The organism is Leeuwenhoekiella palythoae (genome assembly GCF_020310025.1).
Taxonomy (GTDB): domain Bacteria; phylum Bacteroidota; class Bacteroidia; order Flavobacteriales; family Flavobacteriaceae; genus Leeuwenhoekiella; species Leeuwenhoekiella palythoae.
Genome location: NZ_CP084318.1, coordinates 1,359,715 through 1,386,548 on the forward strand (window position 1 = coordinate 1,359,715; position 26,834 = coordinate 1,386,548).

Below are 26,834 nucleotides of genomic sequence, written 5' to 3' on the forward strand. Positions count from 1 at the left end.
TTTCGGGCAACACTTAAGATCTTGTTAAACGCATAGTTGTCGCTTGAGGCTATTGCTAGCGTATTTGATTTGGATTATCGAGTAAACCGCGCAATTTGGGTAAAAAGTGTCACCTTTACCTTGCAGAAGCACCGCCTTCTGCTCCTAATATTTAATAGTGAATTTCAGGCAGTACCATACCCAAACCACACGATTTTTTAACAGTACAGATTTTGCTAAAGCGCTGCTCATCACCTTTGGCGTGGTCGCTCCTATGCTTACCGGATATCTTCTGGGAGCGCTCAATATTGGATTGGCATTAGGCACAGGCGTTTTGCTATCATCGCCCAGCACGGTTACCGGCAGCCTTAAAAACAAACGCATTGGCATCTTGCTTTCGGCACTTTTAGGCGGAGTGATCAGCTTAATTGGTGCGTATATTCCACCTACGCTTTGGGTACAATTGCCCTATCTGGGCATTACTGTTTTTGCGCTTTCGATGCTTTCGGTATATGGATTTCGCGCTTCGCTTATCGGCTTTGCGGGCTTGTTTGCCGTAGTGCTTAGTTTTGCCAATCTATCGGCATCCGGTCTCTTTCCTTATGAACGCAGCAGCCTTATTGTTTTAGGCGGAATTTGGTATTTAGCATTGACCTTGCTCTACGACCTGCTGGCGCCTAAAAAACAGATCGAAGAACTTTTTGAAACCGCACTCAACCTGAGTGCGTCTTATATTGAGGCGCGGGGCGAATTCCTAAAACAGGCGACCGACCGAGACAGCGGCTTGCAACGCTTGTTTGTGATTCAGAGTGAGTTTAACGAGCATCTCGAAAAACTGCGTGAGATCTTGCTGCAAGCGCGGCATGCTTCAGGTACTTCAAGCTATTACCGCAAGCGTTTTCTGGTCCTTACCGAATTGGTTGATCTTTCTGAACTCTCGTTGACGAGTCCCATCCCTCCACAGCAAATGCACGAGGTGCTCAAAAAGTATCCCCAGCAGCTTGAAGCGTTCATTCAGCTGAATAAAGCGCAAAGCGAAAGCTTAAAACGTATTGTCACTACCAATTTGCAAAAGCACGACCTCAACCTCAATTCGCTAGAGCAACGCCTTAAAAATGCTAAAAGTGCCCTCCTACTGCTGAAGCAACAACCGGTGACTACAGACTATATCGTATTGCACAACTTATACGAATTGCAAGAAAAGCAGGCGCAGCGCATTTTTGGTATCGCCGATTTATTAGACCGAAGAAAAAACATCAAAGACACCAATACCGACTCGCCCAAGGAGCTGGAAGGATTTATCACCAAACAAGATTACAGTTTTCAGCTTTTGCTCGAAAACCTCAACCGCGACTCCCCGATCTTCAGACACGCACTGCGTATTGCCGTGACCGCGATCGCCGGGATCACCTTAGGGAATTTATTTTCGGTACAAAACCCGTATTGGATCTTGCTGACCATTGTGGTGATTATGCGCCCAGGTTATGGCCTTACCAAACAACGCTCTAAACAACGTATTCTGGGAACCTTGCTGGGTGCCGTGGTAGCAGCAGGCATTGTCTATTTTTTTGAAAATGACAAAATGCTTTTTCGGGTGTTGGCGATCCTCAGCTTTGTGGGTGCGCAAGCCTCGCTACAAAAAAACTACCGTACCGGCGCCTTGTTCATTACGCTGAGTATCATTTTTGCTTATGCGCTACTGCGCCCGGATGTGTTGGCGGTGATTCAGTTTCGCGTGATCGATACTGCCGTAGGAGCAGCCTTAGCCGCTTTGGCGAATGCCTTTTTATGGCCTACTCGGGAAGCCAAAACGCTTAAACAAAACCTTGCCGATAGTCTGCGGGCGCACCGCAATTACCTCGCCGCCATCGAGCAGCATTACGATACTAAAGAAGAGCTGGCGCTTGCCTATAAACTGGCACGTAAAAAAGCCTTTATCGCCACCGCCGGACTCAACAGCGGGGTGCAACGCCTGCTGCAAGAACCTAAAAGCAAAGGCAAGCTCACCGGAAAACTCTATGAACTGGCGGTACTTAACCACGCATTTCTGGGAGCGCTAGCTTCTATAGGTGCTTATTTACGCACGCACAACGTGACCCGTCGCAGTGAGGCCTTTCATCAGGTTACCGCACCGGTTTTTAATAACATTGATCACGCTTTATTGCTGCTGGAAGCACAAAATACGCAAGCAGAATGGGAAGAAGAAGACCTTGTTCCCTTTGAAACACAACTGACGCAAGAGCCGGATGAAGCTCTTCTGGAAAGCCATATTTTAAGCGAACAACTCGCATCGCTCAAACGCCTGAGCGAACAGGTTAATAAGCAGTTGAAAAATTTACATGCGTAATTCTAGAAATCCTAACTTTAGCTAAAAACCCAAAAGTATGGCTACATTAAAATTAAGTTCTAGTTCGTCTAAAGGAGATTTTAAAGTACTTGACGGTGCTAAAGAATTGTGTGAAGTGGTGTATAAAAATTGGTTTTCGAGCACTGCGATTACAAACTTGAACAAGTCGGTTATTGAGATCAAGCCCAAAAATATCTGGACGAGCAAAGTAGATCTTTTTAAAAACGACCGCAACGTGGGCGACATCACGTTTAACCTAAAAGGGCAGATGGTGATCCGCTACATCAATCCTGACCGCACGGAAGTCAATTATATTCTCAAAAACATTTCAGGGCTTAAGCTGAAGTTTGAGGTGTATAATGCCGAAAAACAACTGCAGTTTAAGCTGATATGCACCAGTAAATGGCATCAACTCAGCTACAATTACGACGTCGAACCGGAAGCTTTTGATAAACAAACCGATCTGGAAGAACTATTGGTGTATTGCGGGTATGCTGCCAACCTGTACATTTCGATCATTAGCGCGGCAGCGCTTTAAATCGCATTGAGAATCGCTGCTGCTTTGAGCAGCGTATCTTCTTCTTTAGCGAAGCAAAAACGCAACAGATGATCATCACGTTGTTCTTTATTAAACACCGATACCGGAATGCTCGCCAGTCCCTTTTCTTTAGTAAGATATTCGGCAAAGGCAACATCGTTTAGACCACTAATTCCTGTATAATCAAGCATTTGAAAATACGTCCCTTCAGAAGGCGTAAAGCGAAAGCGTGAACCTTGAATCGCGTTTAGGAACACATCGCGTTTCCGCTGATAAAAACTGCCCAGATTTAAATAATGCTCAGGTTCGTTCAAGTATTCAGCGAGTGCCACTTGAGTAGGATGGTGCACACAAAAAACCGTGTTTTGATGTACTTTATTGAATTCGGCCATCAGCGCTTTGGGCGCAAGACAGTAACCCATTTTCCAACCGGTGGTGTGAAAGGTTTTTCCAAAAGAAGCCGTCACCAGTGCACGTTCTTTTAAGCCGGGATATGATGCGACACTGCGGTGTTGCTTTTCATCAAATACAATATGCTCATAGACCTCATCGCTCAAGATTAAAATATCGGTATCTTTTACCAATTCTTCCAGGCGCTTCAAGTCAGCATCCTTCAGCACCATTCCACTGGGATTATGCGGATTGTTTAAAACCAGCATTCTTGTTTTGGGCGTAATCGCTGCGGCTACCGCATCCCAATCTACCGTAGTGTAAGGTGCATCAAGTTGAACCGGTACGGGAATTCCGCCTTGCAATGCAATCGTAGGTTCATACGTATCGTACGCCGGTTTTAAAACGATAACCTCATCGTCGCGATGCACAAAAGCTGTGATCGCTACGTACAAAGCTTCCGAAGCACCTACAGTGATGCAGATCTCTTGTTCCGGATCATAAGTTGCACCACGAAGCTCTTGAACTAAGTCTGCAATGTTTTCGCGTAGCGGAAGATATCCCGCCAATGGAGCATATTGATTGGAGCCATTTTGCATAGCTTGAGTCACCAACCGAATCAACGCCGGGTCTGTATTAAAATCAGGAAAGCCTTGCGATAAGTTGATGGCGTTGTATTGCGCCGCCATTTTGCTCATCACAGCAAAAATAGATAGTTTGTTTTGCGGCAGTTTACTTCGCATCTTCTTGCTTCAAAAGCTCCACAACCGCTTCTAACTCCTCATACCAAGGAGCACCAAATTTGCGAATAAGCGCATCTTTAGTAAACTTATATACCGGCACCTGCAACTCTTTACCCAAAGTACAGGCATCATCACAAATAGGCCAGCGCTCGTAGTTTACCGCGGTGAATTTAGAATACTTCTGCAAACGCACCGGATACAAATGGCACGAGATGGGTTTTCTAAAATCTACCTCGCCCGCATTGTAGGCATCCTCGATCCCACACGAAGCCACCCCTTCTTTGGTAAAGGTCACGTAAGCACACTCAGCACCATTGACCAATGGAGTTTCAAGTTGGTCCAGATCGGTTTTAATGTGTGTACCCTGAGCTTCGATCGCCGCGATCCCTTCCGGGCGCAAAAAAGGCTTTACCTTAGGGTAGATTTCCTTTAAAATTTCAACTTCCTGAGGTTCAACCGGCGCTCCTGCCTCTCCGGCGATACAACATTCTCCTTTACACGCAGCGAGGTTACACACAAAATCTTTGTTGATAACGTCTTCTGAAACTATGGTTTGATCTATCTGAAACATAGCGCAAAGATACATGTTCTCCCGCTGAGCGCAGTGTATTTCTACATTCATGTTTTAGAAGCGCACCTGCTAAAGCCGTGCGTAAAATCATTAGCCTCCAGGTACTTTGAAGCACATTATCTAATTGTTAAATCTTTGGGTTTTAATGCTTATTAATCAAAGAAATAGATGTAATTTTGCGCCCTCTTTAAAAAAAGGATAGCGATGGCATTTAATATTAAAGAAATCATAACGGCGACCATGATCCTATTTGCGATCATAGACATCATTGGTAACATCCCGATCATCATTGGGCTGCGTGAAAAGGTAGGGCATATTCAGAGTGAAAAGGCTTCTATCGTAGCGGCAATGTTGATGGTTGTGTTTCTTTTTGTAGGTAAAGAAATCCTGAACCTTATAGGTATTGACGTCAATTCGTTTGCCGTAGCCGGTGCTTTTATTCTGTTTTTTCTGGCTTTAGAAATGATCCTAGGGATCTCCTTGTATAAAGATGACGCTCCTGAAACCGCTAGTGTGGTGCCGCTTGCCTTCCCGTTGATCGCAGGAGCCGGAACAATGACCTCCCTGCTTTCACTGCGCGCAGAGTATGCCGTAGAGAATATCATCGTGGCCATTTTTATCAATATTGTGATCGTTTATGCAGTATTGAAAGCCTCTGGCCGCATCGGAAAAATTCTAGGAAAACAAGGAATTAACATCATACGCAAAATCTTTGGTGTAATTTTGTTAGCGATGGCGGTTAAGCTGTTTACTACAAATATTCAAGGACTCTTTTAAACCCAGCTCATGAAAGTTGCACTCTATATCATTCTTGCTTTGGCAAGCGCTCTATTGATATTTAACCTGACCAAAGTAGATTATAGCGCGCCGCTTACCGGCGACAGTACGGTTGCTGTAATTTCGGTGGTGGCTTGTTTATGTGCGATGTTACTCGTAGTGATTTTACTTATTTCAAGAAAAATTGCTGAAAAGAGCAAGGCGGCTCAAAAGACCAAGACCACCAAAACGCAGTTATAATAGCGCGACAAGCGAGGGATTGATGAATTCATAGACGATCCCGGCGATAAACGTGAGCACGGCAAGTATTAAAAATACTTTGTGCAGCTTTTGATACACTAGCGTACGCTTGAGCTTTTTACGCAGCTCATCATTCTCAATGCGACTCATTTGCTCTTTGATCTCTGCAGCTTTGAGATAAAACGGACTCACCGATATGCCATTAGAGATGAGCAAGCCTGCACTGTTGTCTAACAATCTGAATACTGCTGCAATACAAAAAACAAATATGGAAGCTATAATTACCATAAGCACTACTCGCGGCTCAGTTCTTTAATTTTAATGATGGCAGGATCTTCTTCATTGATCAGCTTTTCAAAAACTGTATTCCCAAAAAGCTGTTGCGCCATTACGGCCTTAAGATAACGCTTTAAATCGTCTTTATAATCCCTTACTCTGATTTTTAAACTGCGCTTACTCATGTAATTCACAAAATCAGTTATGGTTTTATCACTGATGCTTACCGTTTTACTGAATTCTTCAAAAGAAAGGCTGTTGTAGTACGGGCGGCGCTGCTCAATGATCTCAAAAATAAAACGAGACATAAAGCCCGAGCGTAAGGCGTAGGTTATCGCTTCTTTCTCATAATTGGTATCCTTTGGGATAAACACATCAGGGATGATCCCGCCGCCGCCATAGACCACTTTTCCTCCCGGAGTAACATAGCGAAGACTATCGGCTACAGTGATGCTGTCTGCGCTTTGCATCTCCCCGTTTTTATAGCGCGAAAGATAATCTTCATAGTAGGCTTTGTTCCCGGAATCATAAGGTCGCTGAATACTCCTACCTGTAGGCGTGTAGTATCTGGCGATGGTGAGTCTGACTGCGCTGCCGTCACCCAATTGCATTTCTCGCTGTACCAAACCTTTACCAAAAGAACGTCTACCAACAATAACACCGCGGTCATTGTCTTGTATAGCTCCGGCAACGATCTCACTAGCAGAAGCCGAATTCTCATTGATCAACACATACACCATCCCGTCTTCAAAAGCGCCTTCATCGGTAGCATAGGCGTTCTCGATCTTTCCGGTTTTGTTTTTGGTAAACAGAATGAGTTTATCTTCTTTTAAAAACTGATCAGCAATTTGTTCTGCTGCCGAAATATAACCTCCCGGATTTCCGCGCAGGTCAAGAATGAGTTGGGTGGCGCCCTTTCGCTTTAGCGCTACCAAAGCTTTTTCAAATTCTTGAGGGGTACTTTCGGCGAAGCGGTTGATCTTGATGTATCCTAACGTATCGGTCGCCATATACGAAGCGTCAACACTCTTGAGGGGCACTACTGCTCGGGTTACTTTAAAATCGAGCAAACCTTCTACTCCCGGTCGTTTGACTTTAAGCGCTACTTTAGTATTGATCTGGCCTTTTAACTGATTGGTGATCGTATCATCACGCACCACAGCACCGGTTAACGACTGGTTATCTGCCGCCACAATGCGGTCGCCGCCGCGTATTCCGGCCTTTTCACTTGGACCTCCGGGAATGGCTTGAATGACTGCAATGGTATCTCTAAAGTTATAAAAACTGATCCCTATACCTACAAAATCCCCTTTCATACTCTCACTCACTTCCTGCAATTCACTCGGAGGAATATACACAGAATGCGGATCGAGATTTTCGAGTATTCCGTTTACGGTTACCTCAACAATACTGTCTGTATTTATAGGATCTACATACTCATAATCTATGTAGTCTATGAGCCGGTTAAGTTTTTCTTTTTTGGCATTTCCGCCTAAAATATTAGTAGGATTGCTGCTGTAGTTGAGTTGGCTCCCAATGAAAATACCCAGGGCTACCGCCACACAGAAAAAGATAGGAAGGTATTTTTTTTGGTAACCGCCCATTTATTCTTCAATATTTTCAATGCAGTCTACTTGTACTCCGGCGCGACGTAGAAATTCAATTCCGCTAGGGTCTTTATAGGCTTTGTGAAAAACCACACGTTTAATACCGGCCTGATGTATGAGTTTACTGCATTCGGTACACGGAGAAAGTGTAATATACAAGGTTGCTCCTTCACAAGATTGGGTAGAAGATGCTACTTTTAAGATCGCATTAGCTTCTGCGTGAAGTACATACCACTTGGTGTAGCCTTCATCGTCTTCACATATGTTTTCAAAACCTGTGGGCGTCCCGTTATAACCGTCTGAAATAATCATCTTATCCTTAACGATCAAAGCACCTACTTGTTTTCTTTTACAGTAAGAAAGTTTTGCCCACTCCTGCGCCATACGTAAATAGGCGATATCGTAGGTCAATTGTTTATCTGAAGTTATTGAAGACATAAATCTATAATCCCGAAGCTGAAATACAAGTCGTTAAGTTTGCGAAGATAAAAAACTTGCGTCGCTTCTCATCCCACAAAAACTGCTTTACCACGGATAATTTGCTATTAACATCGGAATTACCATACCAATGACAACCGCAGATATGAACATCACCCAATCTCTGCGAGAGAACCTGAAAATGGTTTGGCAGATAAACCCAATGATCAAAACGATAAGCGTGATGATGATCTGCGCAGCTTCGATACCTAATGCAAATTCTGCCAGCGGCAGTAACTTATTAGACAAATGAGCCGTTAACTGCTCAAAAAAGCCTGAAAATCCTAAGCCGTGGATCAACCCAAAAAATAACGCCGTGATGAGCAGTACGCCCAACTTGTCTTTGTGCGCTCCCCTACCTGCAGTAAACACATTGTACAATGCTGCAATAAAAATGGTCACCGGTATTAAAAACTCAATAAGACCGCGGTTGATGCGGACTACATCATATACTGCAAGCAATAATGAGGTGGTATGCCCTAAAGTAAATAAGGTCACCATCAATAACACCCTGCGCCAATCTTTAAACACATAGGGTACTGATAAAACGATAAGAAATAAAACGTGGTCGTATGCCGTGTAATCTAAAACGTGATCAAGACCAATTTTAAAATAGAACCAGAAATCTGACATAGGGGAAACTTAGTATTTTTCAAAACTACAATTATTTCCCAAAGTTGCGCTGTTAAACGTTAAACTATGTCTAAACAGATTTACCACAAAATGCCGCTTTTGTAATTTCAATTTTAAAATATGCATATGGGCCGTTTTATTTATGTTTTTACAGCTGCTCTAGGGCTGCTCGTTGTAGTGGCTTGTGGCGCTACACCCGGAATTACCACTACCAAAAAACAATTACCTAACGCCCCGTCGTACACGTACATAGATACCAAAGGCAATGTATACTCGATCTCCTCAAAGAAACTGATCTACGAACCAGTCTCAGCAGACAATACCATTGATGGCTTGGATGATGAAGGACGCTATCTGGAACTGAATATTGAGTTGAATGATTATACCAAAATGGCTGCGGAATGTGAACGGCAACTGAATACTACACAAAAAGAATTACCAGCCAACTATACGGGATATGCGATCCCTACACTAACCCGTAAAGACAGTCTTGAAACGCAAAGCATAGACTTGAGCATTGAAGCGGTAGACGAACTCGATTATGTGATCAAGCCCTTTCTAAACGATGAATAAACCCAAGAATCCCATATTAAGACAAGGCTTTACGCTGTTTCAGTTTCTTAAGAAAACTTATGTGGCTTGGGATCGGAATGACCCGTTTGCTAAAAGTGCGATCATTGCGTATTACACCTTATTCTCGTTGCCCTCACTGCTGATGATCGTCACCTCGATTGCCAGTGCATTTCTAGGTCCCGAAGCCGTACAGGGGCGCATACACGATGAGATCTCAAGATTTATCTCTCCTGAGGTCGCTATCGCCATTGAGCAAATGATTGGTAAAGTCACCCTACAAAACGATAATTGGATCACCTTGATCATTAGTATAGGAGCATTGATCTATGGTGCTACCGGAGTGTTTTTTCAGATGAAAAAAACCATGAACACCATCTGGAATGTTACTGAAAAGAACGACAACTTTAAACGGATGCTCATCAACCGGGCAATCGCTTTTGGAATGGTCTTGGTTTTAGGGTTTATGCTATTGGTAGCCTTTGTGATCACGGTACTGCTCAACCTGCTCACTGATTACTTATCACAATTTGCACCGACTATTACCGTCGTGTTTGCCGATGCCTTGCGATTTCTCATCTCTTTTGCATTCATCGCCGGCCTCTTTGCTGCAATTTTTAAAATTCTCCCTGATGTGAAAATGGGGTATAAAACCACCGTACTGGGCGCCAGCATTACAGCAATTTTATTCTTGGTTGGGGAAAGCATACTGGCCTATTATTTTGCCAGCAGCAATCCGGCTTCGGTTTATGGGGGTGCTGCTTCGATCGTATTGATTTTACTTTGGGTGAACTATACCTGTTTAATCTTATTTTTTGGTGCAGAAATCACTGTGCAATATGCTTTAGTCAAAAAGCACAAGATCGTACCTAGCAGCCACGCAAAACTGGCGCACTCTGAAGAAATGGCTGCGCTTCGCGAAAAGGAAAAACAAATAGAAGCTGATAAAAAAAAAGCCATAGAATTAGCGACCAATCCTGAAGAACCGCCAAAAACCTAATCCGTTTTCCGTATTAGAGCGATGTATACTGGAAAGTGATCGCTGTAGCCTCCTGTGTAATTTCCGTTAGCGAAACTGCGAAAAGGATAACCTTTGTAAGGCCCTTCCGGAGTTTGCAAAAAGCGTTTATTGAATATTCCTGCTTTATAAAACTGAAAAGTCTCGTAGTCTTTAGAAAGCCAAGCGGCAGAAAGCAAGATCTGATCAAATAAGTTCCAGCTGTCTCGATATGCCAGCGTCCCCTGACCGCGCTTGGCCATACGTTCCATAGGGTTATAGATCTCTCGCAAACCTACAGCTTCTACACGAGCTTTAGTTTTCAATACCTTCTTTAAGCTTTTGTCTTTAGGGTCATCATTAAGATCCCCCATACTCACGATTTTAGCATAAGGTTCCTTACTTAATATAGAATCCATAATCTTTTTATTCAAGGCTGCGGCCGCCATACGTCGTGGTCGGGTGCGTGCCTCTCCTCCGCTTCGCGAAGGCCAATGGTTGACGATCACGTGCATACGCTCTCCGGCCAAATTTCCGGTTACCAGAAGTTGGTCTCGCGTATAAATACGTTTGTCTTCACGCTCGGTATTGTACAATTCCAGCTCAAAAACTTTACTACTGATGACTTGAAAGACTTGCGTATTGTAGAGCAGTCCTACATCAATTCCGCGACGGTCAGGAGAGTCGTAGTGTACAATCCCATAATGCGCTGAGCGCAAAACTTCCTGGCCGGTAAGCTCTTGAAGTACTTTTAGGTTTTCGATTTCAGCCACACCGAGTATTGCGGGGGGCCCTTGTGCTTCCTCCGGACCTATCTGCGCAATGACCTCAGCCATCTTTGCCAGTTTATCGGTATAAATTTCTTGCGTCCAGCGGTCTTTTCCATGAGGGGTACGGTCGTCATCGTAGGTTATGGGATCATTTTCGGTATCAAAAAGATTCTCAAGATTGTAAAATGCCAGCGTAAGCATTTGATACTGCTGCGCTTCCTGACCAAAAACACACAGAAATGGGATAAAAAAGCACACTACCAGAACACTTAATCGAATATTTCGCATAACATACCTAAAATCAAATAGTTAAGATACATTATTTTCTACTTTAGATACGTACGCCCCTAGAAAATTTTAAATCTGGACGCTTCGTGTACAAATTTGCTACGATCTTAATGCTGTTTCTTTCTAGTGCTTCTGCAATTGCACAATACTCCCGCATACGCGGCACAGTTAAAGATGCAGCTACTTCAAGTGCACTTCCTGAAGTTGAGGTTTTTGTGCAAAAAACCAACTACACCACCCAAACCGATGCTGACGGAAATTTTGACTTTATCCCTCAAGTACCGCCGGGCAGCTATACACTTGTATTGCGCAAATCTGGCTATCTCACGCTCACGATCCCGGTGAATCTCATTCCTGATCAAGAACTGGTTCTAGAATATCTACCCTTAGAAATTGATCTTGCTGAAGCCAATGAGCAAATTACCATCATCAGTCTTTCTGACGTACAACTCAACGATGACAATGAGCAACGCGATAATGCCGTATCAGGACTACTGGGCGCCACGAATGATGTGTTTAGCAATGCTGCTGCTTTTGATTTTAGCAGCACGTTTTTTAGACCTCGAGGCTTAGACAGCAAATACAGCCGGGTCCTGATCAACGGACTCGTACTGAATAAATTGAATACCGGCAGACCGCAGTGGAGCAACTGGGGCGGACTCAACGATGTGATGCGCAATAGGGAATTTAGTATGGGTTTGACCGCCAGTGATTACAGCTTTGGCGCGCCGGCAGGCACCTTACATTTTAATATGCACGCATCATCGTATCGGCCCGGAGGTCGTATTTCATATGCTACCGCAAATCGCACCTATACCGGCAGGGTTATGGCAAGTTACAACAGCGGGGTTACAGCTTCTAACTGGGCGTATTCTGTATTAGTTTCACGGAGATTTGGACAAGAAGGCGCTATTGACGTCACCTTTTATGATGCCAATTCGTTGTTCTTTGCTGCGGAAAAAATACTTTCAGAAACACACCGTATCAATCTTTCATTCCTCTATACACCTAATCGCAGAGGCCGAAGCACCGCATTAACTCAAGAAGTAATCGATCTGAAAGGCTACACGTATAATCCCAACTGGGGATTTCAAAATAATGAAGCACGCAATGCACGCGTGCGTGCCATTGAAGAACCCTTAGTATTGCTTTCCCATCATTGGCAATTAGGAAAACAAGCAAGTATACAGACCAATCTGGGTTATCAATGGGGAACCACTAAAAATTCGCGTGTTGATTACACCGGAAGCACTTTAATAAGCAACCCTAACGAGCAAGAGCATTTTGTGGGTGGCGCAAGAAATCCGGCTCCCAATTATTACCAAAACCTGCCCAGCTATTTTTTGCGCTACCCCAATCCACCAGCAGCGCAGTATCAGCAAGCCTATTTAGCTGAACAAGAATTTAGAAACGACGGGCAACTCGACTGGCAGGCTTTATATGAAGCAAATCAAACGGCAGTGCGTTCCGGACTGAACACCATCTATGCGGTACAACAAGACGTAAATCAAGACCAACTCTTCACAGGAAACATCAGGTATAAAGCACAAATGTCAGAACATTTTGATATCAATTTCGGAGTTTACGGTTCGGCATTACAAAGCGAGCAGTATGCTGAATTAGATGATCTTCTTGGCGGAAACGTTTGGTTGGATATAGACAGTTTTGCGGAAGATGATAACACCACCGGCGGAGATCTAGCACAAAGTGATTTGCAAAACCGCAACCGACTGGTACAACCCGGAGACCGGTATAAATACAATTACGGAATTGCCGCCAGGCAAATAGGTTTTTTTGCGCAACTAGAAGCCACTTATAATCATCTGGATTTCTATGCTGCCCTAAGTGCAGAACAAACCTCTTATCAACGGGAAGGATATTATGAAAATGGCTACTACCCTGGCGCCTTGTCTTTAGGAAAAAGTGAACTCGTGCGCTTTACGAGTTTAGGCGCCAAAGCCGGACTCACGTATAAATTCAACAGTAAGCATTTTGCGTTACTAAACGCCGGATTTCTAGAACAACCCCCTGGCTTCAACACCGTTTTTACCAACGCCAGGCAACGTAATGCAATACTTGAAAATCCGCAATCAGAGCGTTTGATTGATCTGGATGCCAGTTATATTTATCGAGATTCTGATCTCAAACTGCGCTTGACCGGTTACCTGCTTAATTTCACTCAAGGAAGTGAGGTTTCTTATTTCTATACCCAGTCGATGCAAACCCAGCTGATCGATCAAGGCAATGCACTTGTGCAAGAGAGCACTACTCATATTGCACGACAAAATCTAGGTTTAGAATTTGGTACATCTTACAGCATACTCCCTACGTTGACTTTAAAAGCGGCGGCTGCCTTTGGCCAAAACATGTATACTCAAGATCCTCAGGTATACTATACCACCACGCTTGCTGAAACTCCCATTCGTTTTGGCGATGGTAGTGTCAAACTTAAAAACTATCACGTCGCAGGAGGTCCTGAACGCGCCTATCAGCTGGGTTTTGACTATCGTGATCCTGATTTCTGGTGGTTAGGCGCCAGTGTAAACAGATTCTCCAACGCTTATGTAGACGTAAGCTATTTACGGCGATCAGGAGCATTCAGCAGCGACAATGACGGACAAGCTTTTAATGATTACACTGCTGAAGTCGCTCAAGAACTTTTAAAGCAAGAGCAGCTAGACGCCTATTATCTGGTCAACATCGTAGGCGGCAAATCCTGGCGTGTAAAAAGCTATACTTTTGGGTTTTTCGGGTTACTGAACAATGCACTGAACACCCGCTACAAAACCGGCGGTTTTGAAGATTCGCGTATAGGAGATTACAGAAGTTTATTAGAAGAACATGCCCGAGATACTCCGCTTTTTGGCAACAGGTATTTTCTGGGATATGGCGCTACTTTTTATCTAAATTTTTATGTGCGGTTTTAATCATTCGCTTCGGCATCTTTAATAAAATACATTATGAAACTACCTTGTATATACCTCATCGCATCCTTTTTGCTTCTAGGCTGTGTGACTTCAGAATTTGAAATTCCGGAAACTGAGAGACCATCGGTCACTCCTGAAGGCACTGAAATCAGTATTACAGCCGTACTCAACAGCCTGCGGCAAAGTAGCGAACCCATCATAAGTTTCGACGCCACTGACACCTACTTTACAGGCTATGTGATCAGTAGCGATGTCGCCGGCAATTTTTACCACGAACTCATCGTACAAGATGCTGCTGAAAATCCCACGGCGGGGATTACACTTCAATTGAATGCTAATGCGCTGTACACACAGTATGAACCGGGCAGAAAAATCTATGTCTACCTTGATGGTCTTGCGCTTACCACAGAAAACGGGGTGTTGCAATTGGGCATCCGTGACGGAAACGGCATTACAGAGATTCCTAATTCAGTTATTGGGAATCATATTTTACGCGATGCGGAAGTAGCACAACTGGTTCCTTTGCCTATAGCCATTTCGGAATTTTCTGAGACTTATGAGAATATCCTCATTCAGCTTGATCGCGCACAATTTAACCGAAATGAGGTTCTAGGTTCTTCGATTAAAACCTATGCCGGAGAGCTTACTGATGAATACGACGGGATACGCTTGCTTGAAACCTGCGAACCCCGCGGAAGAACTTTAGTAAGCACCAGTACCTTTTCGAAGTTTAAATCGGTTGCACTTCCCACCGGCTCCGGAACCATTTCAGGTATTCTAAGTCGGGATTTTTATGATGACTTCTATATTTTGAGAATCAATACCACTGAAGCTGTGGTTTTTGAAGACACGAGCCGCTGCGACCCTGAATTGTACCGTTGTGGTCTGGCAGAAGCCGAAGGCACAACGGTACTGTTTGCAGATGACTTTAGTGAACAATCGCGTAACAATCCCATTGAAGGCAATGGCTGGACCAACTTTGTAGAATACGGAGTTCAAGCTTGGGAAGCTTATACCGCTACCGGCACCAATGCTTCTCAGGGAGTTTCGGCACGCATAGATTCGTATCAATCAGGAGATGCGCTTAGTGTTTGCTGGCTGATCACTCCGGCTATTGATTTAGCAACCACAACTAACGTACGTTTACGTTTTGAAACCAGCAGCAGTTTTGCAGACGGTAGTGATCTTGAGGTATTGTTTAGCAGCGATTGGGATGGTGATCCCGCAATGATCACACAGGCCAGTTGGGCAATTCTGGACGAAGCTTTTGTGATTAGAGATCTTGACTTTTTTGGTGATTGGTACAGTAGTGGAATTGTGCACCTTTCATGCACTCCTGCAAATAGCGGCTATATCGCATTTAAATACACCGGAAGCACTCAAGAAGCCTTTGACGGCACCTACCAGTTAGACAACATTAGCATCACTGCAGATTAAACCTAAACTATTTCGGGCCAGTTTGCGAGAGATCCTACCATTTGGTGGCGCCAATTAAATTGGTATTTTTAAGAAACTAAAAACCAATCATCTTGATCAAAACTACCCTTTTCAGTCTTCTGTTTATTTGCTTGATTGCATGCAGTTCTACAAACGAGCAAAAACAGACTCCTTCTCAATTTAGCGAAGAACAAACCAGCCTCATTATGGCTGCCGATTCTGTGACCCCTATGCGTGTTTTCAAGATCACTAACAAACAAGATTCCCTTTTGCTGCGTACACCCAGTGAGCACGTAAATGTAGACCCAAAAGATACTGTACTGATGAACCTCATCAATCGTATGTATGTTACAGTACGCGACAGCCTTTCTCTGGGTGCAGGAATTGCTGCGCCTCAAGTGGGTATTCTAAAAAACATAGCTTGGGTGCAACGTTTTGACAAAGAAGGTTTTCCTTTTGAAGTGATCATCAATCCCGTGATCAGGCAGTATTCACAGAAAAAACAAGACTGTCCCGAAGGTTGTTTGTCGATTCCCGGACGTCGCGATACGCTTTCAACACGCGCGTATGCTATTTTAGTGGAATATGACACTCCCAATGCTTCTCACGAGATCGAAATGGTTGAAGATTTTACAGCAGTGGTCTTTCAGCATGAGATTGATCATCTTAACGGAATTCTGTATTTAGATCACTTAAAACAGGAGGTCAAAGACGCCGAAGGCTTGATGACCTTAGATACGCTTTCTAATTAAAATACCGGGTAACGGGTATTAATCCCTTTACTGCCTTTATTTAATTTTAATTTTTAAAAACTAAAATATATGTCGCTTGATAGTACAGGAATAAAAGGTCTTATTTACCTAGGCAACAAAGCTGAGAGTTATGAACAACTGGTATATGCTTCATCACTTTATGGCACCTTTTTTACAGTTTATGGAACGTTTGTAGTTGAACAGAAGGGAGCAAACAAAATACACATCAAGAGCGCAACTTTCAGAATGAAAAACTACAAAGGCCTATTAGATCTGGGACTACGAAAAGTAACATTTGATTCTGAACTTCAAGAATTTAAACTTAAAATTAAAGCTTTAAAAAAGAACAAAGAAAAGTCAATAAGTTGCATCGATATCGACCCAACTAGACAATTGAAGTTCTTTAGGAAACTAACCCAAATAGGAACTAAAAAGGGCCGTAAATACGTCCATGATGATGAGTTTTATTACCGAGATGGTAATTTTAAAATGAAAAGACCTCCTTACGATCTGCTGAATAATGCTAACTGTGATGCTATTCAGCGTTGTATTGAAACGAAAGTACCTTTTGAACTTGACTCCATTGAGAAAGCCGACCTTGCCCCCGGCGGACGGTGCATGATGTCTGAATTGAAAATTTTGACTTAATGCGGTGGGTGCTGTGGCATGTCATAGGGTTTTTAAGTTTTAGCCTTGCTTTTGGTCAGGAAACTGACCTCTCTAAATTTGATGCTTATTTTCAAGCTTTAAAAACACTTGAACACCAAGAGGCCTTAACACAGCTCAGCACTATTGAAGACACGCTGTATTCTCAGCCTTTAAACACCTTTGCACAGCTCACGTATCAAGGATTTTCCGGCAGTCCCGAAAACTTTAAAGCTGCGTGTGTGCTGCGCACAAGCGATGACCCTTTTTTAAATGCAGTTTACCGGCTGAATACCGGCTATTATAAGTTTTACTTTTTACAAGACCGCACCGCGGCATACCCTCATTTCTATAAAGCATTAAAAAGCGCAAATCAGCTCGCCTACGCGCCGCTTCAGCGCAGGGTTTTACGAGCCATCTTGCAGTACTTTCATCACGAGATCGCGCGCAACAACAATAACTACCAGATATTTCTAGATCAATATCAAGACCTTATTCTGGATAGTAATGATCAGGTTTATTTTCAGATCTATGAAGTCATTTTTCATTCTTCAGAAATCAATATCAAATCGGTTTATTATACTAAAGCGCCGCTGCTTGAAGGCTTAATTTCTCAGTTAGCGCCCAACAGCAAATTACTACCGAAGCTGTATCTGGAGATCGCTTTATATCACGAATTGATCAAAGAATATGACCGGGCAGCTTTCTATTATCAAAAAGTATTTGATGAAGGTAAAGACATTCCCTATTATAACGACAGTAGGTTTTCTGCCATTACCAAGTTGGCCTACCTACAGCACCTAAAAGGAAACTCTCAGGAAGCCCTCAAAAAATTAGATGAAGTATCGTGTTGTTTCAATCCGCATGACTCCCTAAAAAACACCTTTTTTGTAGAATATTATACTTCCCTTTTTTATGAAGGTCTGGGCGCAGATTCATTAGCGCTGGCACATTATAAAACCTATGTTGAAGCAGGACACAATATCAATTTCAGAGATAATTCGTTAGAAATATCCCGGTTACAAGTAGAACTGGAAACTGAAAAAAAGGCCAATGACCTCCTGCTGGAAAAACAAGAAAAGAAACGCATCCTGGTTTTAACCGTGGGACTTTTAGTAGCGCTCGTTATTTTTTTATTGATAGCCTATCTTATTCTTAACAACAGCAGAAAACGGCGCAAATTAGCCGAACAAGAACGGGAGCTAGAAAAAGAACGCGTAGCCAATCTCTTAAAAGATCAAGAACTTGCCAGTATAGATGCAATGATCGCCGGTCAGGAAAAAGAACGTTCGCGCATTGCCGGTGAATTGCACGACGATCTAGGTGCCCTAATGACTAATGTGCGTATGCATTTTGAATCACTTAAATCTTCTCAGGCTCCCGAACTCTTTGATAAAACCGATGCACTTCTTCACGAAGCCTATCAAAAAGTACGCAGTATCGCACACGCTAAAAATTCGGGAGTTATTGCTAATCAGGGTCTTTTAAAGGCGGTAAAAGATCTGGCAAAAAAAGTATCACAACTCAACGCTTTAGAAATACAAGTGGTGCACCACGGGATGACTAACCGACTTGAAAACAGCCTTGAACTGAATATTTTCAGAATCATTCAAGAACTCATCACTAACATCATCAAGCACGCACAAGCTACAACAGCAACTATTCACGTGATCAATCACGGAGATTCGCTTAATATTATGGTTGAAGATGACGGCTTGGGATTTGACCCTAAGCATATAAGTCTGCGCAGTCAGGGAATGGGCATCAGCAGTATTGATAAACGTGTAAACCACCTAGACGGAAGCCTCACTATAGAATCGGCTCCCGGCGAAGGAGCAACTATAATTATAGATATACCTTTATGATACGTATAGCAATAGGAGAAGATCACCAGTCTTTAATTGACGGCATCGCACTGTTGATCAGAGATGAAGCGCATATTCAACTTATTTGCAGCGCAACTAATGGTTTAGAACTCGTTCAGGCCGTACGTAAACATCAACCCGATGTGATCATCACTGATATACGTATGCCGAAGATGGATGGGATTCAAGCTACGGAAATCATTAAAAAAGAGTTTCCTGAGATTGCGGTGATCGCTTTTACCATGTTTGATCAGCAAGATGCAGTGCAGCAAATGCTTGATGCCGGAGCATCGGGATATATTTTGAAGAATTCAAGTTTACAAACTTTAAAAAAAGCTATAGAAACCGTTGCTGAAGGAACACCCTTTTTTGACTCTCAAATTGAGCTCAATAATTTTGAAGATGATCATACGGCAACTTCAAAAAACGGTTTGCTTACTAAACGCCAACTTGAAATATTACGCCTCATCGCTCACGGAAAAACTTCCCGTGAGATCGCAGACGAACTCTTTATTGGGGTGCATACGGTAGACACCCACCGTAAAAATATGATGCGTATTCTTGAACTCAAAGGAAAAGGCGAATTGCTTCGGTATGCGTTAGATCGAAAGTATGATTTTTAAACAGCAAGCAACAGGCTCTTTTTGTGTCATTCTTATAAAAAACGCTTCGGTAGTTCTGAAGCGTTTTTTATTTCTAACTTTACCTCCTAATTTTCTACTATGGCTTTATCTAACAACGACATCTTTAAAAAATTACGTGTAGCGCTTAAATTGCGTGATGACGATATTGTAAAAATATGTGCGTTGGTAGATTTTGCAGTGACCAAGAGCGAATTGGGCGCTATTTTCAGAAATGAAAACCATCCTAAATATGTAGAATGCGGAGATCAATTTCTTCGGAATTTCCTCAACGGACTCGTTATTCATATGCGCGGCCCTATGCCCGAAAAGAAGACCGGTAAACCGGCACTTAAAAAAGACGGGAATAAAAAGAAAAATACTAAGCAGAAAGATTCTCCAAAAAAACCAGATTAATCTTCCACTTTAAAAATGGTGTACACCGGAAAGTGATCACTGAAGCCGCCCAGATACTTATCACCGGCATACGTGCGTAACGGATTGCCGCGGTTTTTGCCTTCCTGCTCTTTTAAATGATCTGGATTATAGATCGCAGAGTTCTCATACTCCAGCGGATTGTCATAGGCTTTCATCCAGTTGGGCGACAAGATGATCTGATCAAACAAATACCAATCGCCACGATGGGTTAAGGAACCTGCATAACGCGTTAATAAAAAGACCATAGGGTTGTAAAAATCGGTGGAAACCAGATGATCGCGCACCGCAATACTCTGCGGGTCATCATTAAAATCTCCCATTATAATAATACGCGCTTCAGGATCGCGTGACTGAATATCTCGAATAATTTCGCGGTTACGCTCCGCAGCCGCAACGCGTTTGGGTTCAGAGATCGCTACACCTTCTCTACGCGAAGGCCAGTGATTGACCAAAACAAAAACAGAGACGCCGGCGAGTTTTCCTTCTACATAAAGAATATCGCGCGTAAAATCCCGTATCCCTTGAGCCGTTTGAAGATGTAATGAATAGCTTCTACTTTCGATCACTTCAAAGCGGTTTTTATCATACACTAACGCCGTGTCAATACCGCGCTCATCCGGTGAATTGTGATGTATAAAATCATAATTCAGTGCGTGTAACGCTTCGGTTTTTAGAAGATCGTTGAGCACTTTTTTATTTTCCACTTCGGCTACACCTATAAATGCAGGCGCTTGTCCTGTTTCGGCTTTGCCCACTTGAGCAAACGTTTTTGCGAGTCCGTTTAACTTTTGCGTGTAGCGCTCTTGATTCCATTTGAGGTCGCCGTGGGGCGTAAAATCATCATCCAAAATATTGGGATCATTTAGGGTATCAAAAAGATTTTCAAGATTGTAAAAAGCAAGGGCAAGTTTGGTTTGGGGCATTTTTGTTTTGATAGCGGCGCCGGTCTTTTAAAGTTTATAAGTCACTTTAAAAATAAGGGTTCTTGGCTGAATAAAGGTGCGCTGATCTGTAATTAGGAATTGACTAAAAGAATTGCTCGCGCGAAAGCGAATGTCAAAAATATTTTGTGCTTCTAGCTCAAAGCCCCAGGCACTTCCCTCCTTTTGGTAAAACAAACTTGCTCCGGCTTCCTGAAACCGGTTAATCTGGTTTTGGGCTTTGTTTTCATAATAGGTAAACTCATAACTGGCTTTTAAAATGAAGTCCTCCAGAAAGTCATAATCGAGATAGGCAAATGGAGTGATGCGTTGAAAAGTACTCTCAAAACTATCTGAACTGAAATCACTGAAGCTATGTCTCAGACCGGTTTCTAAATTTGGCCAAGTATCAAAAGAGGTTTCGGTTTTGAAGTTATAGCCGTAGTTTACCGAATTGTAGGCAAGCGTCGCATTGTTGATGATTCTTGAATAGTCTGAAAGATTCAAATTTCCTCCTAGTGTAAAGCGATAGTCGCTAATTTTTTTAGAAAATGACGCATTGGTGCCATAACTGTTTTCCGGGAGATCTGTGTAGATCAAGGTGTTGATCTGGTCTATTCCTTCAATTTGGGTGGTGTTACGTATCGCGTCTTCTGTATGCCTATAACTCAATCCAGCATTCATAAAAATTCCGCGGTAGAGACTGAACTTCGAGTAAAACAAGGAAGCACTGTGAGACAACTGATTTTCGAGGTTTTCATTACCACTAAACAATCCGTTGAAACTGCTCAGACGCAAGCGATTTGCCAATTGCGAGGCATTACCAAACTGGGAAAGTCTGTTGTACTTCAACCGTAATTTTTCGCCACTGCTTATTTCCCATTCGACCAGCAATTCCGGCAATAAAACAGGTTTTCCTTTGCCTACTTCCCGGGTTTCAAATTGGTCTACCGACCACGAATAATAATGATAAAATAAGCCCGGTTTGAAGATAACATCGTCAGCTTTGGCCTTATATTGAAACCCAAAATAACTATCGCTCAGTTTAAAGAACAAATCATTATTAAAGCCGATACTCGTAAAGTCTACACGACTCCCGTCATTCAATTGTTGGGTGTCTAACGTAGTATAATTTTGATGCGTCACATTGATCCCGACTTCGGGATAAATATGATGAAAGCGGTGCAGAACCCAGTAATGCTTAGCATTGATATTAAAATCATAATTTCTGAAACGTGTGGTCTGGACTAAATTATAGGTATCATCTTCCCCATTAAAGGGAATGACTCCTGAAAACACAGGGCGGTTAAAGAGCCAATCGCGATCATTATTATTTTGACTATACTGCACTGCTGCTTCAACGGTACTGGTGTGTTTGTACGAGAATTGACGATTAAAACTCAATTCGGTTTTAAAGTCTAAAGACTGTGGCTGCGTCTGGGTATCTACAAAAGTATTTTGATCGGGCGTTTGGGACAGCACACGATTCAGGCCGTCGCCTTTACTTGTTTTCAAGTAGCTTGCTACATAAAGATCGGTGCCACTATCTGGGATGTAGCGCAAACGCAGCTTATTAAGCGTAAACAACAGATTATTATTGGTTGTAGTGATTCGGTTTTCTTCTTGCTGCTCGCCTGTTAAATAGGTGAAATCACTCTCATTACGGGCTTCGAGCTTTCCGTTAGATACAATAGAATAAGCATCAATGTTTGTGGATTTGCTCAGCTCCTGTGATATACTGAAAGCTCCAAACTCATTTTTGTTGTAAACAAAATCATCGTTATTTAAAAACTGTGCGAAATCATCATTGCGCAAGTTGAAATAAGCGGAAGGATCTTTACTTAATAAACTAAAACCGCCTTCAAAATTGATGTAATCACTCAAGGTAAATGACTTTTGGCCAATATTGTTAAAATCACCAATAGCATTTACCGCCGTTTTTGCAGAATAATAAAACAGGTTGGGGTGTATCAAATACCGATCTTCAAGTCCGCCACCAACTTCAATATCTCCAAAAGCAAACTTCTTCTTACCTTCTTTGAGTTTGATGTTTAAGACCATCTTATCGCTATCACTCAAACCCTTTAAAAAGGCAACTTCGTTATAATTATCAATAGCTTCAACTTCATCAACGGCATCTGCGGGAATGTTATTGACGCCTAATTTCTCGTCGCCGGTAAAAAAATCTTTGCCCTCGACCATAAGCTTGGTCACCTCTTTACCATTAACGGTTGCATTACCGTCGCGGTCTATCTCCACCCCGGGCAGCTTTTTAAGAATATCCCGCAGTTTACGTTCTTCTCCTGTTACAAAATTATCGGTGCGGTAGGTGATGGTATCTTCGCGTACTTTTACTGCCAAGCGCTGCTTGATCACGATCTCCCCCAATTGATCGCTCAAGGGTTTCATTTTGAAATCGCGAACTGTGTCCTCACTCAAACTGATAGTGTCTGTGATTTTAGCAAACCCCATATAACTCACTTCTACCCTATAGGAAACATTACGTTCTAATTGCAGCTTGTAAAGGCCTTGCAGACTCGAGATCGCAAACCGGGTTTGAAAACCGCTTTCTTGCGGAAATGCTAAAATATTGGCATTGGGCAACGGCTGATCTAAAGTATCTTTTACACTCCCTGAAAGCTGTGTGTTTTGGGCTTTACACAAAAAAGGTAGGCAAGAAAGAAATAAAATGATAAAAAAAAATTTCAATAACTGAGTTTTAAACACAACCATTCTAATTTAAAAGAAAAAATGATTTTTTAAATCTGAGCATAGAAGTTAAACTAAACAACTTTTAGTTTTTGACCCTCGTAAAAAATGAATTCCACTCAGAGATTGAAATAGGTTCTTCGTCTGTCTTAATAAAATCTATTTCACGATTATCGTTGAACAACCGTATATCTGAAACTTTAAAAATAAATACCGGAGTTCTTAGCTCTAATATTAATCCTCCCGCTCCAGAATAATTTGCCGGGCCAAAATTAAAAGGAAGAGATGTTGCAACCCAGGCCTCGATAGGAATTGATTTTCCATTTTCTGATTTCTTCGTCGCTACGGCTTTATAGCAAGTATATTGATCAATTTGCTTTGTTTCGTCAAGAATTTGCCAGTCTAAAGCCGGAAATTCTTCTTTAACAAAATAATCTCTGCTCTCAAAAAGTACTTCTCGTATAATACTTTTTGAAGATATGTCTGTATAAAATATTCCATTCGAATCAGCTGACATAGCCACATCGTTAGAAGTACTACGGCCGTCAATTGACATTGTCTGTAAAACCTTAAACATAGATCTACTATGGTTAAACTCCAGCATAAATTGAGTAGAGGAATAAGCCTGCTTTAACTTTATCAATTCATTTTTCATATAATCTCTCATAGAAATATTGACCGATTTTAATTCGAAAGCACTTTCCGGCATAAGTATTTGATATTCTATTCTACCACTTTTGACCTGTGCAATGCAACAACTAGAAATCGTAAAGAGTAATATAAAAATAAGTCTCTCCATATATTTAAATAATTAGATATCTAGGATACACCTAAATCTCTATTAATAACATTAATTGTTTTTTTAATTCTCTAAAAAGCCTTTCAACTTCGTGTTAGCCTCTTCTCGTGTTATTATTTTATGCTTAGGTATATTAATCTCAACTGCTTCATCTCCATTTATGGCAATAGCTGTAGCTTTAAAAACGAGATCCTCTCCTACTTGAACTTCTAGAATAAGACCGGGAAGACCGCTGTATAAATACGGACCGTATTGTACAGGAATCTCCGGGGTATACCAAGCTGTAAAATCCCGTTTCACAAATCCGCTACTACCCTCAACCATTTTGTAACCTTTAGCTTTATAAACAGCGTACTTGCCTATTCTTTTTGTTTCATCTAGCAAATTCCATTGCGGTAAAGACTCCTCGACAAGTACGTTGCCTAATTTTCCACTACTTTTTAAATGCGATGCGGATTTACTGAGGTATATGTTTGAGCTTCAACTCCCGATACAATATTTAGAATTTTTACACCTCTAGCATCAGGCTTATCGAGATCTTTTACACCTGCACACAACGCATAATTATTATTAAAGCTTAAACGCAGTTTAACAGGCTGTGTATTCTTGTAAGTATCCCGCATCATCGACTTAAGCATTGGACTAACATTCATTGTGTCAATTTCCGTTAAGGACTTTTTTGAATCTAGTGAAACGGTATAGGAGATAATGCCGTTTTTAATCTGAGCGTTGCAATTCTCGGCATAGCCTAAAACTAAAAAGCTTAAGAGTACGAGTGTTATTCTTGTCATATCACTATTTATCAGAAGGAGCCCCCATTGCCTGTAGCATTTTCCTTGTAGTACTTCCAAGATCTTTCTGTGCAATAGGAATTCCTTTAACTGGTTTTTCTATTATGATATCGTCTTCTGTACTAAGATTTAATTCTGTTGCGGTCCAACGTATGGGACCAAGGTCTACCTGTAATACCAAGCCCGGAAAACCATCAAAATGAATGGGCCCCAATGCAACAGGTATATCAGGTGTAAACCATACAGAATAGGCATACTGCGTATCTTTTAAGTCTTTATTCGGAGCTTTATTAATACCCGTAACAATAGCTTGTCTACACTCATAATTACCAATTATTTTAGTCTCATTGGTAATAGTAAACGTAGGATGATCCATTTTTACTAAAAACAATTCGCCTATGTATTCAACTTGACGTAATGAATAATTACAATCTAAAGATGTATAATATGTTCCATTCCCACCTCCTGAACGAAACACATAGCTATTAAACCTATTGTCATCACGCTCCATATTATCAATCATACTAAAAAGCGCTTCCTTAGCATTAAATTTAAGTTCGTACCGTAGCGCATCATAGACACTTTTTATCGGTTTGTTACTTACAAAAACTATTGGCCCAATATGCTTCTCACTAGCCACCGGTTCTTTTTTATAGATCACGCTACCTTGAAGAGCTTGAGCAACGCTCAAGAACGGTAGTACAAGTAGCAAGTAAATGCAATACTTATTTTTCATAGGAAACATCTTTATAAACTAAATAATTAGTTTGATTTAATCAAAAGATTAATATAAAGCACATTAAATCCTAAATTTTTTCACAATGATCATCAAATTTGTGATCTTAGCGTAATCTATTGGCGTAATGCGCTCAGCATTAAATATAACCTCTAAATAGGCTTCGGTCTGCCCCCACAAAGCACACAAAAATGACTAAAAATTATTAAAAGTGCTTTCATTTAAATACGTATAGTTCAGTTTTTTCGCCATCCAAAAGTTGCCGTCGCTAGTGAATCTACATATTTGCTAAAACCTTCTCGTGTTTTTACAATCCCATTTTTTTCAAATACAATAGCATCGATGGGTTCAAATTGCAGCTCAGTCATTTCATAGATCACAAGATGATCTTCCAGATACAAAATCATTCCCGGCAATCCGCAATATCCTTTAGGACCATAATTAAAAGATAGTTGTGGACAGAAATAAGCGATAATTTCAAGCGCTTCTTCATTGGGTCCTTCAATAATACTTGTTGCTTTATGACACGTATACCCTTGAATTATTTTGGTTTCCTGCTGAATCTCCCAAGCATACTCAGAACACTTCTGGGCAATAAGATAGTCATCCCCCATAAATTCTATTTTATTGAAGGATTCGCCAGAAGGCTGAAGTGTATAGAATGGCGTGTTCCGGGCTAGTTTTGCTGCATTCTGAACTGCAGGATGACGTTCATTAGCCAGCTGTTCTTCTATGTCATAATAGGCTATTTCCGTATTAAAATACAGCTTGTACTGCAATTGATCCAGATGATTTAAAGCATCCTTTATTTCTGCATAAATGCTATTTTTTGGGGATAAATCTTCCACTCGCTTCATATTAGGATAAACCCTATAAACAGCGACACCAGAGTTGTTCTTCTGAGCTTGGGTATTAAGACCAGCACAAAATAGCAGTAGGAATAAAAGTATATTGATTTTCAGCATCTTGATTAAAGCTACACAAAATAAATT

Annotated in this window: 27 protein-coding genes; 13 read left to right on the plus strand and 14 right to left on the minus strand. The window is 41.8% G+C overall.

Going from position 1 to position 26,834, the window contains the following annotated elements; genetic code table 11:
- The first annotated feature begins 157 nt into the window (after positions 1 to 157).
- Positions 158 to 2,326, plus strand: a complete 2,169-nt coding sequence (locus LDL79_RS05730) for an FUSC family protein (RefSeq protein WP_225599498.1) — start codon at positions 158 to 160, stop codon at positions 2,324 to 2,326.
- A 37-nt stretch (positions 2,327 to 2,363) separates the two neighbouring features.
- Entirely contained in the window at positions 2,364 to 2,864 is a 501-nt protein-coding gene (locus tag LDL79_RS05735) for an aminotransferase (RefSeq protein ID WP_225599499.1), read from the plus strand.
- On the opposite strand, the gene LDL79_RS05740 is transcribed toward LDL79_RS05735, so the two are convergent.
- Positions 2,861 to 3,997, minus strand: a complete 1,137-nt coding sequence (locus LDL79_RS05740) for a methionine aminotransferase (protein WP_225599500.1) — start codon at positions 3,995 to 3,997, stop codon at positions 2,861 to 2,863. The two genes, LDL79_RS05735 and LDL79_RS05740, sit on opposite strands and share 4 nt — an antisense overlap.
- Positions 3,987 to 4,568: a DUF3109 family protein gene (locus LDL79_RS05745; RefSeq protein ID WP_072983818.1), complete on the minus strand. Its 582-nt coding sequence runs from the start codon at positions 4,566 to 4,568 to the stop codon at positions 3,987 to 3,989. Before LDL79_RS05745 ends, LDL79_RS05740 begins: the two co-directional genes overlap by 11 nt.
- 204 nt (positions 4,569 to 4,772) lie before the next feature.
- Between LDL79_RS05745 and LDL79_RS05750 the strand changes: the two genes are divergently transcribed.
- Together LDL79_RS05750 and LDL79_RS05755 are read left to right on the plus strand one after the other, a co-directional pair.
- Positions 4,773 to 5,345 (plus strand): MarC family protein, encoded by a 573-nt coding sequence (locus LDL79_RS05750; protein WP_072982977.1) that lies wholly within the window; start codon positions 4,773 to 4,775, stop codon positions 5,343 to 5,345.
- 9 nt (positions 5,346 to 5,354) lie between these two features.
- Positions 5,355 to 5,585, plus strand: a complete 231-nt coding sequence (locus LDL79_RS05755; RefSeq protein ID WP_225599501.1) for a hypothetical protein — start codon at positions 5,355 to 5,357, stop codon at positions 5,583 to 5,585.
- Here LDL79_RS05755 and LDL79_RS05760 read toward each other — a convergent pair.
- The 4 genes from LDL79_RS05760 to LDL79_RS05775 all read right to left on the minus strand — a co-directional run bounded on the left by LDL79_RS05760 (position 5,580) and on the right by LDL79_RS05775 (position 8,578).
- Positions 5,580 to 5,873, minus strand: coding sequence for a hypothetical protein (locus tag LDL79_RS05760; RefSeq protein ID WP_167598206.1), 294 nt, complete (start codon positions 5,871 to 5,873; stop codon positions 5,580 to 5,582). The two genes, LDL79_RS05755 and LDL79_RS05760, sit on opposite strands and share 6 nt — an antisense overlap.
- A gap of 5 nt (positions 5,874 to 5,878) precedes the next feature.
- Entirely contained in the window at positions 5,879 to 7,465 is a 1,587-nt protein-coding gene (locus tag LDL79_RS05765; RefSeq protein ID WP_072982972.1) for a S41 family peptidase, read from the minus strand.
- The gene (locus tag LDL79_RS05770) at positions 7,466 to 7,906 is read right to left on the minus strand and encodes a deoxycytidylate deaminase (RefSeq protein WP_072982969.1); all 441 of its coding nucleotides are present in this window, start codon (positions 7,904 to 7,906) and stop codon (positions 7,466 to 7,468) included.
- A gap of 87 nt (positions 7,907 to 7,993) precedes the next feature.
- A complete protein-coding gene (locus LDL79_RS05775) occupies positions 7,994 to 8,578 on the minus strand; it encodes a HupE/UreJ family protein (RefSeq protein ID WP_072982967.1) in 585 nt (194 codons plus the stop codon).
- A gap of 126 nt (positions 8,579 to 8,704) precedes the next feature.
- Between LDL79_RS05775 and LDL79_RS05780 the strand changes: the two genes are divergently transcribed.
- Positions 8,705 to 9,151: a hypothetical protein gene (locus LDL79_RS05780; protein WP_225599502.1), complete on the plus strand. Its 447-nt coding sequence runs from the start codon at positions 8,705 to 8,707 to the stop codon at positions 9,149 to 9,151.
- Positions 9,144 to 10,148 (plus strand): YihY/virulence factor BrkB family protein, encoded by a 1,005-nt coding sequence (locus LDL79_RS05785; protein ID WP_225599503.1) that lies wholly within the window; start codon positions 9,144 to 9,146, stop codon positions 10,146 to 10,148. Before LDL79_RS05780 ends, LDL79_RS05785 begins: the two co-directional genes overlap by 8 nt.
- On the opposite strand, the gene LDL79_RS05790 is transcribed toward LDL79_RS05785, so the two are convergent.
- Positions 10,145 to 11,203: an endonuclease/exonuclease/phosphatase family protein gene (locus LDL79_RS05790; protein WP_394372609.1), complete on the minus strand. Its 1,059-nt coding sequence runs from the start codon at positions 11,201 to 11,203 to the stop codon at positions 10,145 to 10,147. The two genes, LDL79_RS05785 and LDL79_RS05790, sit on opposite strands and share 4 nt — an antisense overlap.
- An 86-nt stretch (positions 11,204 to 11,289) precedes the next feature.
- Between LDL79_RS05790 and LDL79_RS05795 the strand changes: the two genes are divergently transcribed.
- From LDL79_RS05795 to LDL79_RS05825, 7 genes are all read left to right on the plus strand, one after another.
- Positions 11,290 to 14,130, plus strand: coding sequence for a carboxypeptidase-like regulatory domain-containing protein (locus LDL79_RS05795; protein ID WP_225599504.1), 2,841 nt, complete (start codon positions 11,290 to 11,292; stop codon positions 14,128 to 14,130).
- 33 nt (positions 14,131 to 14,163) lie between these two features.
- Complete coding sequence (locus LDL79_RS05800; protein ID WP_225599505.1) at positions 14,164 to 15,567, plus strand: DUF5689 domain-containing protein; 1,404 nt, start codon at positions 14,164 to 14,166, stop codon at positions 15,565 to 15,567.
- 206 nt (positions 15,568 to 15,773) lie between these two features.
- Complete coding sequence (locus tag LDL79_RS05805; RefSeq protein ID WP_225599506.1) at positions 15,774 to 16,319, plus strand: peptide deformylase; 546 nt, start codon at positions 15,774 to 15,776, stop codon at positions 16,317 to 16,319.
- 69 nt (positions 16,320 to 16,388) lie between these two features.
- A complete protein-coding gene (locus LDL79_RS05810; RefSeq protein WP_225599507.1) occupies positions 16,389 to 16,967 on the plus strand; it encodes a hypothetical protein in 579 nt (192 codons plus the stop codon).
- Entirely contained in the window at positions 16,967 to 18,829 is a 1,863-nt protein-coding gene (locus LDL79_RS05815) for a sensor histidine kinase (RefSeq protein ID WP_225599508.1), read from the plus strand. Before LDL79_RS05810 ends, LDL79_RS05815 begins: the two co-directional genes overlap by 1 nt.
- Positions 18,826 to 19,452: a response regulator gene (locus LDL79_RS05820; RefSeq protein WP_225599509.1), complete on the plus strand. Its 627-nt coding sequence runs from the start codon at positions 18,826 to 18,828 to the stop codon at positions 19,450 to 19,452. The genes LDL79_RS05815 and LDL79_RS05820 overlap by 4 nt, the downstream gene beginning before the upstream one ends.
- Positions 19,453 to 19,551: 99 nt before the next feature.
- Positions 19,552 to 19,866, plus strand: a complete 315-nt coding sequence (locus LDL79_RS05825) for a DUF1456 family protein (protein WP_072982952.1) — start codon at positions 19,552 to 19,554, stop codon at positions 19,864 to 19,866.
- Here the strand turns inward: LDL79_RS05825 and LDL79_RS05830 are convergent.
- From LDL79_RS05830 to LDL79_RS05860, 7 genes are all read right to left on the minus strand, one after another.
- Positions 19,863 to 20,810: an endonuclease/exonuclease/phosphatase family protein gene (locus LDL79_RS05830; protein ID WP_225599510.1), complete on the minus strand. Its 948-nt coding sequence runs from the start codon at positions 20,808 to 20,810 to the stop codon at positions 19,863 to 19,865. The two genes, LDL79_RS05825 and LDL79_RS05830, sit on opposite strands and share 4 nt — an antisense overlap.
- 27 nt (positions 20,811 to 20,837) lie before the next feature.
- Positions 20,838 to 23,516: a TonB-dependent receptor gene (locus LDL79_RS05835; RefSeq protein ID WP_225599511.1), complete on the minus strand. Its 2,679-nt coding sequence runs from the start codon at positions 23,514 to 23,516 to the stop codon at positions 20,838 to 20,840.
- A gap of 85 nt (positions 23,517 to 23,601) precedes the next feature.
- Complete coding sequence (locus LDL79_RS05840) at positions 23,602 to 24,315, minus strand: GLPGLI family protein (RefSeq protein WP_225599512.1); 714 nt, start codon at positions 24,313 to 24,315, stop codon at positions 23,602 to 23,604.
- A 63-nt stretch (positions 24,316 to 24,378) separates the two neighbouring features.
- A complete protein-coding gene (locus tag LDL79_RS05845) occupies positions 24,379 to 24,786 on the minus strand; it encodes a GLPGLI family protein (protein WP_225599935.1) in 408 nt (135 codons plus the stop codon).
- The gene (locus LDL79_RS05850; protein ID WP_225599513.1) at positions 24,756 to 25,106 is read right to left on the minus strand and encodes a hypothetical protein; all 351 of its coding nucleotides are present in this window, start codon (positions 25,104 to 25,106) and stop codon (positions 24,756 to 24,758) included. The genes LDL79_RS05845 and LDL79_RS05850 overlap by 31 nt, the downstream gene beginning before the upstream one ends.
- A 4-nt stretch (positions 25,107 to 25,110) precedes the next feature.
- Positions 25,111 to 25,842 carry a GLPGLI family protein gene (locus LDL79_RS05855; protein ID WP_225599514.1) on the minus strand — a complete coding sequence of 244 codons (732 nt, stop codon included), beginning with the start codon at positions 25,840 to 25,842 and terminating at the stop codon, positions 25,111 to 25,113.
- 236 nt (positions 25,843 to 26,078) lie between these two features.
- The gene (locus LDL79_RS05860; protein WP_225599515.1) at positions 26,079 to 26,807 is read right to left on the minus strand and encodes a GLPGLI family protein; all 729 of its coding nucleotides are present in this window, start codon (positions 26,805 to 26,807) and stop codon (positions 26,079 to 26,081) included.
- Between the last annotated feature and the right edge of the window lie 27 nt (positions 26,808 to 26,834).